General features: G+C 30.1%; 1 protein-coding gene. It reads right to left on the minus strand.

Features of this window, described 5'->3' with window-relative positions; genetic code table 11:
* On the minus strand, window positions 1–716 hold a 716-nt coding region (locus GQX97_RS13110; protein WP_232473396.1), incomplete at its 3' end, for a sugar MFS transporter.
* Window positions 717–739: the final 23 nt, after the last annotated feature.

Genomic DNA, 739 nt, shown 5'->3' on the forward strand with positions numbered 1-739 from the left:
CATTGTTTGAAATGATGTTCATTGTTTGAAATGATGTTATTAAATATATTGATTATTTTTTTATTATTAGAGACAAGCCCTACAATTCCAGGCCCAATAGCACAGCCAATATCTCCAGCCAAAGCAAGCAAAGCAAACATAGCAGTGCCGCCTTTACTATAAGTTTTTGATGCCAAGCTAAACACAGAAGGCCACATTATAGCAACAGAAAGACCAACTAAAGCAGAGCCTATTAATGATATTAAAGCATAAGGACTAAATACTATTATAATATAGCCAATAAAACAAAATATAGAAGATACAATAAGAGCCTTTTTTATATCTATCTTTTCAGATTTAAATCCGTAAATAAGCCTAACTATTCCCATACAAAAAGCAAACATGCTTGTACCAAATATATCCCCAAAACTTTTATTTACATTAAGACCAAGTTCAGCAAATAATGATACCCACTGTGCAATAGTTTGTTCACTAGAGCCCGCACATATCATAAGCAAAACAAAAACTAACACTATTTTTACAGATAATAATTTTCTTATAGAGACTGTATTATCAGCGTTTTTATTTTCTTCATGAGTAAYTAATACATTTATAGGTACATTGGCAAACAAAAATATATTTACTAAAGGCACTATTGCCCAGATGATAGATAAGTATTTCCAATTTTCTATGCCAAATAAATTAAAATATATTGTAGAAAATAGTACAACTGACATAGAACCCCAACAGTAAAAAGAAT

Origin of the sequence: Brachyspira sp. SAP_772 (assembly GCF_009755885.1) — a bacterium.
GTDB lineage: Bacteria > Spirochaetota > Brachyspiria > Brachyspirales > Brachyspiraceae > Brachyspira.